The following is a 7,828-nucleotide window of genomic DNA, read 5'->3' as shown; positions in this document are numbered from 1 at the left end:
TCGGCCAATGAGCCCCCAGGGACTCGAACCCTGAACCCGCTGATTAAGAGTCAGCTGCTCTGCCAGTTGAGCTAGGGGCCCACCCGAAATTATAACGAGTCTCCTCTTTTTGGCAAGTCAGAAAGCCGAAAGCGGGGCGGTATTTATAGCCTAACTCTCCCCCTATACTGAGCTTAGTTTGAAACCATTACTTTCAGTAACAATGGTGGATATGTCATTTCGACCGAAGGGAGAAATCTCCTCGAGACCGTACCTTAGAGGGAGATTTCTCGGCTTACGGCCTCGAAATGACATTCAGTTTATTGCTTAACAAAAGTATCGGTTTCATTCTGTTTTTAGTATAGCTCTCGCCCTCATTGCTTGTTGCAATCTGGCAGGTTTGACAAACATTTTTTTTGTGATATTGTCGCTGGCCGATACCTGTCGGCCAGATAAAGGAAGCCTATGAACTCTTCATATCTACAACAAGAGATTGAAGAACAGCCCCAGGTAGCGCAGCGCCTCCTGACCGAAGAACACCCGGCCATTGCGGAGGTGGTCGAGGCAATCCAGGAACGCGGCCCGCGCTTCATTGTTTTTGCGGCGCGGGGCAGTTCGGACAATGCGGCTCGTTACGGGCAGTATCTTTTTGGCACGGCCAATAAACTCTGCGTGGCCCTGGCCACCCCCTCGTTATTTTCGCGCTACCGGCAGCCGCCCCAGGTAGAGGACGCGCTGGTGCTGGGCATTTCCCAGTCGGGCCGGTCGCCGGATATTGTGGCTGTATTAGAGGAAGGTCGGCGGCAGGGAGCGCTGACGGTGGCCGTAACCAATCACCCGGATTCTCCTATTTCAGCCGCAGCGGATTACACACTTCGACTGGGGGCCGGAGCGGAAAAGAGTATCGCCGCCACCAAAACTTACACCGCCTCGCTTTTGGTCATGGCCATGTTGAGCACCGTTCTGGCCAAAGACACAGGCCGTTGGCAAACGCTGCAAACGCTACCCAACCTGATGGCCCAAGTAGTGGCCCAAGCGCCGGCCATCATCAAAGCCGCCGAGCGGTATCGTTACATGGAGGCGGGCGTGGTCATCAGCCGAGGCTACAACTACGGCACGGCGTTTGAGATTGCCCTTAAGCTCAAGGAACTCACTTATGTTATGGTCGAGCCTTACTCCACTGCCGACTTTCAGCATGGGCCGCTGGCCCTGGTTGAGCAGGGGTTTCCGGTTATCGCGGTGGTGCCGGAGGGTGAAATTGCCCATGAGATGTTGGGTTTTTTGCGACAATTACGAGAGCGAGAAGCGGAACTGGTGGTCATCTCTGCCATGGCCGAAGCGCTGGCCCTGGCTCAAACCCCTCTGCCAATTCCGGCCGGTGTCCCGGAGTGGATGTCGCCGTTAGTGGCGGTAGTGCCGGGGCAAATTTTCGCCTGGGGCCTGACTCTGGCCAAGGGATTCGACCCTGACCATCCGCGCGGTTTGCGTAAAGTTACTTTGACCCGTTAAACACAGGAAGGATTCTGGCGATGGCTAAAGCCTATCAAGCTATCTACCTGTCTCCTCATTTTGATGATGTGGCTCTCTCCTGCGGGGGGGCGATCCACCGACAAACCCGGGCCGGTCAGTCCGTGTTGGTGATAACCGTGTGCGCGGCCCCCCCTCCGCCAGGCGATCCGTTTTCTCTTTTTGCCCAGGAGATGCATGCCGGGTGGGGCAACCCCGCTGACGTTGTGGCCACGCGCCAGGCCGAAGATCAGGCCGCTATGCAAGCCCTGGGCGCTGGCTATTTGCATTTGCATTTTTGCGACTGCATTTATCGCGGCCAGCCCCAAGCCGGAGAATGGTATTACGCCGACGAAACCAAACTGTTTGGCCAAATCCATCCTGCCGATCTCGGCCTGGCCGAAAAGATTGCCACGGCCATTATTGAACAGGCGATTCACCACGAGGATACCAGGCTCTATGCGCCCTTAGCGGTGGGCCATCACGTTGACCACCAATTAACCCATACCGCGGCCTGGCAATTACGCAGCCAGGGCTGGCCCGTGATCTTTTATGAGGATTATCCCTATGCCGATCCCACCATCCATTTTGGCGGCCTTAAGTTAGAAGACACCCTGGCGGAATTACGGCAAACGGATAAATATTTCACGCCTCGGCTGGAAAACTTTGGAGAAAATAATTTGCGGGCCAAACTGGATAGTATCCGGGCCTATGCCTCGCAACTGAACATGCTGTTTGGAAATGAAGCAGAAATTGAAAGACAGATACGCCGCTATGCCCGGGCAGTGGGGAAGGGTAAATTAGCCGAAAGGGTGTGGACGCCGGACTGAAACCGGAATTAATCCGGCCCGGACTTTTTAAACAATCACCCGCTGCAAGATTTTGGCTAATTTCAGCGGATCGTGCCGCAAACGGTTGAACTGCTGGGTGAGCGAATAGTGGTCGCCCATCTCTAATTCTACCCCTCTCTCTTGCATTGGCCTTAACTCTTCCGCCGTCCATCCCAAAAAGTACGAGTGATATTTGGCGTAATGGCCGGCTATGGTGGTGTATCTATTTTCAAATTCCGCTTTTGACAGATCAGGCACTACCATCACCGCAAAGGGACGATCCAGGCCGGTATAAGTTTGGAACAGATGCCAAAAATCTTCCGGGGTAAAGTTATGGGTTTCATTCCGCACCGAGACCAAATTACTGATAAAAATCTTTTTGGCCGTTGTTTGCTCCAGGGCTTTAGTAACGCCTTTGGGCAACAGATTAGCAATCACCGAGCCGTACATACTGCCGGGACAGTAAACAATGTGCGTGGCCTGCATAATAACCTCAATGACCCCCGGGCTGGCCGATACTAACGGCTCAATCCAGACCCGGTCAATCATGTCCTGCGACATAGAATAACGATCCAATTCATGTTCGCCGTGATATATATTCCCGCTTTCAGATTGGAAACAAATGGTAGCAGATTGCGAGGTGGCGGGAATGGCGCACCCCATAAACTGAATCCCCAGCAACCTTTCCAATGATCGTTGCACCTGCAAATAGTCATTATCATATTTTTCTAACAAGGCATAGTAAATTGTATAACCCAGATTCCGGTTACGGCCATCTGAAAAATTGATAATCTCTCTGAAAATGCCCACATTGTCCATTTGGCTACTTTCTGGCGGGGTTAAGGCTAAAAGATTACGCAACAAATCAGATATGGCAATTACCTGGTCTCGTTCATCTGAACGGATGACGCCTGTTTGCCCGCCTGAATCCGTGGCGGCGCAGATGGCGTTAATATCGCTAAAGCCTGCTCTGATCAAGGCCTGTAATACTGTCGGCGCCCCGGTTCCACCTCCAATGGTTACAATCCTCGTCATTTGCTTAATCTCCTGTTTTTTACAAATATTCCCTTTATGCCCGCCTTGTTTAGCGTGAGATACCGGGCGTTCAGGACAATAATTATTTGTTTGCTCATTTTAGCATAGTCTTTATGCTTTGATGAGTCAATTTTTCCCGCTTCGTTGAAGGTGTCAGCCGTAAGCGCCTATTCAGGATATCTAATGGGATGAAACCAGGTGGTTTATGGGGATGTTCAGAAGGTGAGTCGTTTCAGTAACGGGGGGCCTAAAACAAGCAAGCCCACTACCACCGACGTAATCGCCGCAATCAAAACGGCTCCGGCGGCCACATCTTTGATTATCTTGATGCGGGGGTCAAAATCTGTAGAGGTATAGTCCATAGCCGCTTCGGCAACCGTGTTAAGCATTTCTGTGACTATCACCAAACCCATTGTAAGCACAATGATGGCCCATTCAGTCAAGGTCAATTTTAACCATAAACCTAAAATAAAAATAATGAAAGCCACAACCAGGTGAATTTGCGCATTGCGCTGGGTTTTGAGGGTGTGCCAGATTCCGGCAAAGGCATATTGGAAACTCTGAAGACGGTTAATTTCCCGCAAAGCCTATATTTCCTCATCTTCTGTTGGTTCAAGGTGGGCCAATCCTAACTCGGCCATAATTTCACGTTGGATGGCCCACATTTTGTTTTTGTCGGCCGAGGTATCGTGGTCAAAGCCCAGCAGATGGAGGAGGCCATGTACGGCCAGCAGGATGATTTCTTCTGGCCCGGTGTGCCCGGCAGACAGGGCTTGCACCTCGGCTACGGGGTAGGCAATGACGACGTCTCCCAGGTGGGTTGTGGTTTCACCAGGATAAAAGTCAGGGTCAGGGGTATTGGCAAAGGATAGAACATCCGTGGGTGCGTCTATGCCCCGGAATTGGTGGTTGAGTTGCCGGACAATTTGGCTGTCTGTTATTACCACAGATACCGTTTTGGTTTCAGGGGGGGGGGCACAATGATGAAGCGTTGTGTGTGCAGCCTGCTCAAGTAACTCGGGGCCGACATTTTTGGCAAAAGGTTCGTTGATCTGGATAATGATTTCCACCGGACCGTACCTTACTCACGTCGAAACAGGGGCATGGGCCGCGTTTCGACTTCGGTGGTCAAGGGATGCAGGGTGGCAGGTGTAGACGCCACCGGCGGCGTAGCTGTCTCTGGTGTTTCAGCACCTGGCGACTCCTGTTTGGTTTGCTCATCTGATTTACCTGTTTGGGTAGCGCTCTCTTCAGCCTTAACCTGGTCGGGATACTTAATCCGGGGATGGTGTACACCTTGGAGGATGTCAACAAAGGCCCTACGGATGTGATGTAAATCGGCTATGGTCAGGTCGCAATCATTGAGTTGTCCGGTTTCAAATTTATCAATGATGGCTCTATGCACAATGTGGTCAATCTCTTCCGCTGAGTTGGGTTTGAGGGCGCGAACGGTAGTCTCCGACACATCGGCCAGCATCAGAATACCGATCTCTCGCGTTTGGGGAATGGGGCCGGGATAGCGGAAGCTGGCCTCGTCTACGTGGGTATGCTTTTCTTCTGCTGCCTTGAGCGCTTGATGATAGAAATATCTTACTTGGCTGGTGCCGTGATGTTGGGCAATGCCATCTTTAACCACTTTGGGTAAACGATACTTGCGAGCCAGGTCCAGTCCATCTTTGACGTGGCTAATGATAATTTGGGCGCTAATCTGCGGTTCAAGCTTTTCGTGAACGTTGACACCTTCACGTTGATTTTCAATAAAAAAGTAAGGCCGCTGTACTTTGCCAATGTCGTGATAGTAGGCCATCACCCGGACTAGCAGGGCGTCGGCTCCAATTCGTTCAGCGGCTTGTTCGGCCAGATTACCCACCATCAGGCTGTGTTGATAACTGCCCGGCGCTTTTAAAAGGAGCTGGCGCTGGAGCGGATGCGTGGGACGGCCTAAGTCTAATAGTTGAACGGGAGTGGTAATCCCCACCACATTGCCAATAAAAAACAGGCCAACCAGGGCTAACCCCGCTGCAAATATGCCGTTGAGCACGCCCTCCAGGAATAGCAAAATTCCTGCTGTGGTGAAGTCTATTGAAGAAAGATTAAAAATGAGGATGACACTGGTGTTAACAATTCCTACATATACGCAGGCCCACAAAAGAGCATTAACCCGCTGGCTTTTGCCCAGGGCCAAAGCGCCGGTCCAACCGCCTAAAATCAAATAAACAACAATAGCCTGAATATTATCGGTAGCCAGATAACCGGCCAGGAAGGCCAGGACAGTGGTTAAGATAAAGGCCAGTTGGACATCAATTACGGTTACAATAAACATGGTCAGCGCTGCAATAGGATACAGGTAAGCAAGGCCGGCATTGGGAATCATTAATTTGGCCATGGCCACAAAAATTAATAGAACCAGGGCCAGCACCAGTAACCGTTTGCTGTCTGGCAAAATTTGGGGCATATATTGCAGCACATAAACGCCAATAATTATGGTGATCAGCAGCATCAGCAAGGCCGGGGCAATAAAATCTTCAAACCAACTGGATTCTGGCTGTTGTAGACCCCGTAATACTTCCAGCGCTTCCTTCTCTCTGGCGGTAACAATCTCACCGGCTGAAATAATCGACTCATTTTTTTCAACCTTTATTTTCACCGGCTCAACCGCCTCGGCAGCCGCCTGGCGATCTGTTTCGGTCCGGGCTTCGTCTGGGAAAGTATTGGGTTTAATCAGGTCGTCAGTAATATCTACAATAACATTGGCATACTCATCCGGCGTATCCAGGGGAACCAGAGTAGGCAACTGACGCCGGGTAGCCGCTATTTGACTCTCCCTGATCTCGCCGCGCATGGCCTGATTCAAAACAACCAGCGCCTCCTGGTGGGTTTCGGACCAGTTGTTTTCGTCCATAATTAAAATCTGGTCCACCACAATATCTGAAAGGCTCAAATCAGGGATAGCGGCAATCCACTCAGATTTTTCGGCCAGAGAGCCGTAAGGGTCGGCCCTGATCGTCTCCAGGTAATCGAATATTTTACGCAGGCGATCCACTTGCTGCCGGGCTACTTTAGGGTCGGGCTGGGTGTAAATGGTTGAAATTGCTTTTCGCCTCAGTTCCCGTTCCGCCTCTGTGCGCAGAGCGCTGGTGTATTCAAACTGTTGAGGCGCCAGAATATCTCTGGGCGCAACTTGGCCCACGTCTAGGTCTTCAATAACATCTTCGGCAGGTGCAAATTGATAGACCAGGATAAATATGCTGACACTGAGAAAAGCCAGGGCTATCAATAGACCTCGCCAGATATGACGGCCTGATATTTGGTTGTCATTGCCTGTTTGGTTGCCGGTTCTGTTTTGAATCATGGTCAATTGCTCAAAAGTTGACGCACCACCTGGTTGACTACTTTGCCGTCGGCCTGGCCTTTCAGTTCGGCCATCAACTGCTTCATAACCTGCCCCATACCTTTGACATCGGTTACGCCCAATTCAGCGATGATAGTCTCGGCTTTGGCCTTAATTTCCTCTGCTGACATTTGTTCCGGCAGGTAGCTCTCCAGGATGGTTAATTCGGCTTGCTCTTGTTGCACCAAATCATCCCGCCCGCCTTTTTGGAACTCAGCGATAGAGTCCCGACGTTGTTTGGCCTGTTTAGCCACCACCCCCAGCGCAGCTTGATCGTCGAATTCAGTTTGCGCCTCGATTTCCGCATATCTAATGGCCGACTTCAAGGTGCGGAGCGTTTGGGTGCGGATTTTATCGCTGCTTTTCATTGCCTGTTTTAAATCATCGTTCAGTTGGTCTTTAAGGCTCATCTGATTTGCTCCTATCATTTTATTGGGTGTTAGTAATTATAAAGTTAAGGAGTGGGGTGTCAATATAAAGATGGTTTGAGGTGAGGGGGCAAAAGTGCACTTTTGCCCCCTCGAATTCTGTTGGGTAGAGGAATTTTTTAAAATTTAGCCCATGCCTCGCATCTTGCGCCCACCCATCAGGTGGAGATGCAGGTGAAATACTACTTGCCCGGCCTTTGGGCCATTATTGATAATCAGGCGATACCCTTCGGTGATGCCTTCTTCTTGGGCCAGTTTGGCCGCCGTTAGCAATAATTTGCCCAATACCGCCTGGTCTGCTGAAGTGGCTTCATCAACAGAGGCCAAATGTTTATTGGGTACAATTAAGATGTGCGTGGGCGCTATGGGGTTGATGTCTCTAAAAGCGGTCACCTCGTCATCTTGATAAATGGGTGGCCCGCCCATTTCCCCCGCCACAATTTTGCAAAAAATACAATCTTGATTCATTTTGCCTCTCCCTAAAATTGATTATCAAATGGGAAATGACCAGCCGGCTTTTATTTCTCAGTTCTGATGGCTCTGTTCCGCCTTTGGGTCATCTCTTAATAATTACCTGAGTTCGGGATAAGGATTGAGTAAAAGTCACTCCTGCATGGTAAAATGGGGCAAAAATGAACCAGATAGACCCCCAGGAGGTA

The 7,828-nt window shown here is 50.7% G+C and carries 8 protein-coding genes and 1 tRNA gene; 2 read left to right on the top strand and 7 right to left on the bottom strand.

Going from position 1 to position 7,828, the window contains the following annotated elements; all coding sequences use genetic code 11:
* Positions 1-8 precede the first annotated feature (8 nt).
* A tRNA-Lys gene (locus JW953_09255) sits at positions 9-81 on the bottom strand.
* A gap of 363 nt (positions 82-444) precedes the next feature.
* Here JW953_09255 and JW953_09250 point away from each other — a divergent pair.
* Both JW953_09250 and JW953_09245 read left to right on the top strand, forming a co-directional pair.
* Positions 445-1,488 carry an SIS domain-containing protein gene (locus JW953_09250; protein MBN1992881.1) on the top strand — a complete coding sequence of 348 codons (1,044 nt, stop codon included), beginning with the start codon at positions 445-447 and terminating at the stop codon, positions 1,486-1,488.
* A gap of 20 nt (positions 1,489-1,508) precedes the next feature.
* Positions 1,509-2,315, top strand: coding sequence for a PIG-L family deacetylase (locus JW953_09245; GenBank protein ID MBN1992880.1), 807 nt, complete (start codon positions 1,509-1,511; stop codon positions 2,313-2,315).
* Between the two features lie 27 nt (positions 2,316-2,342).
* Here JW953_09245 and JW953_09240 read toward each other — a convergent pair whose 3' ends face one another.
* From JW953_09240 to JW953_09215, 6 genes are all read right to left on the bottom strand, one after another.
* Positions 2,343-3,350, bottom strand: coding sequence for a YvcK family protein (locus tag JW953_09240; protein MBN1992879.1), 1,008 nt, complete (start codon positions 3,348-3,350; stop codon positions 2,343-2,345).
* Between the two features lie 215 nt (positions 3,351-3,565).
* Positions 3,566-3,934 carry a diacylglycerol kinase family protein gene (locus tag JW953_09235; protein ID MBN1992878.1) on the bottom strand — a complete coding sequence of 123 codons (369 nt, stop codon included), beginning with the start codon at positions 3,932-3,934 and terminating at the stop codon, positions 3,566-3,568.
* Positions 3,935-3,937: 3 nt separating this feature from the next.
* Positions 3,938-4,420 carry an rRNA maturation RNase YbeY gene (gene ybeY, locus JW953_09230; protein MBN1992877.1) on the bottom strand — a complete coding sequence of 161 codons (483 nt, stop codon included), beginning with the start codon at positions 4,418-4,420 and terminating at the stop codon, positions 3,938-3,940.
* An 11-nt stretch (positions 4,421-4,431) separates the two neighbouring features.
* Positions 4,432-6,702: an HDIG domain-containing protein gene (locus JW953_09225; GenBank protein ID MBN1992876.1), complete on the bottom strand. Its 2,271-nt coding sequence runs from the start codon at positions 6,700-6,702 to the stop codon at positions 4,432-4,434.
* 2 nt (positions 6,703-6,704) lie between these two features.
* Positions 6,705-7,169 carry a GatB/YqeY domain-containing protein gene (locus JW953_09220; protein ID MBN1992875.1) on the bottom strand — a complete coding sequence of 155 codons (465 nt, stop codon included), beginning with the start codon at positions 7,167-7,169 and terminating at the stop codon, positions 6,705-6,707.
* Positions 7,170-7,295: 126 nt separating this feature from the next.
* Positions 7,296-7,637 carry a histidine triad nucleotide-binding protein gene (locus JW953_09215; protein MBN1992874.1) on the bottom strand — a complete coding sequence of 114 codons (342 nt, stop codon included), beginning with the start codon at positions 7,635-7,637 and terminating at the stop codon, positions 7,296-7,298.
* Between the last annotated feature and the right edge of the window lie 191 nt (positions 7,638-7,828).

It is taken from the genome of Anaerolineae bacterium, assembly GCA_016931895.1.
GTDB lineage: Bacteria > Chloroflexota > Anaerolineae > 4572-78 > J111 > JAFGNV01.
This window is presented reverse-complemented; position numbering and strand designations above follow the sequence as displayed.

What these genes read in the sequence shown, in the direction of transcription:
- JW953_09250 (MBN1992881.1), top strand. Translation starts at nt 445, where the DNA reads ATGAACTCTTCATATCTACAACAAGAGATTGAAGAACAGCCCCAGGTA.
- JW953_09245 (MBN1992880.1), top strand. Translation starts at nt 1,509, where the DNA reads ATGGCTAAAGCCTATCAAGCTATCTACCTGTCTCCTCATTTTGATGAT.
- JW953_09240 (MBN1992879.1), bottom strand. Translation starts at nt 3,350, where the DNA reads ATGACGAGGATTGTAACCATTGGAGGTGGAACCGGGGCGCCGACAGTA.
- JW953_09225 (MBN1992876.1), bottom strand. Translation starts at nt 6,702, where the DNA reads ATGATTCAAAACAGAACCGGCAACCAAACAGGCAATGACAACCAAATA.
- JW953_09220 (MBN1992875.1), bottom strand. Translation starts at nt 7,169, where the DNA reads ATGATAGGAGCAAATCAGATGAGCCTTAAAGACCAACTGAACGATGAT.
- JW953_09215 (MBN1992874.1), bottom strand. Translation starts at nt 7,637, where the DNA reads ATGAATCAAGATTGTATTTTTTGCAAAATTGTGGCGGGGGAAATGGGC.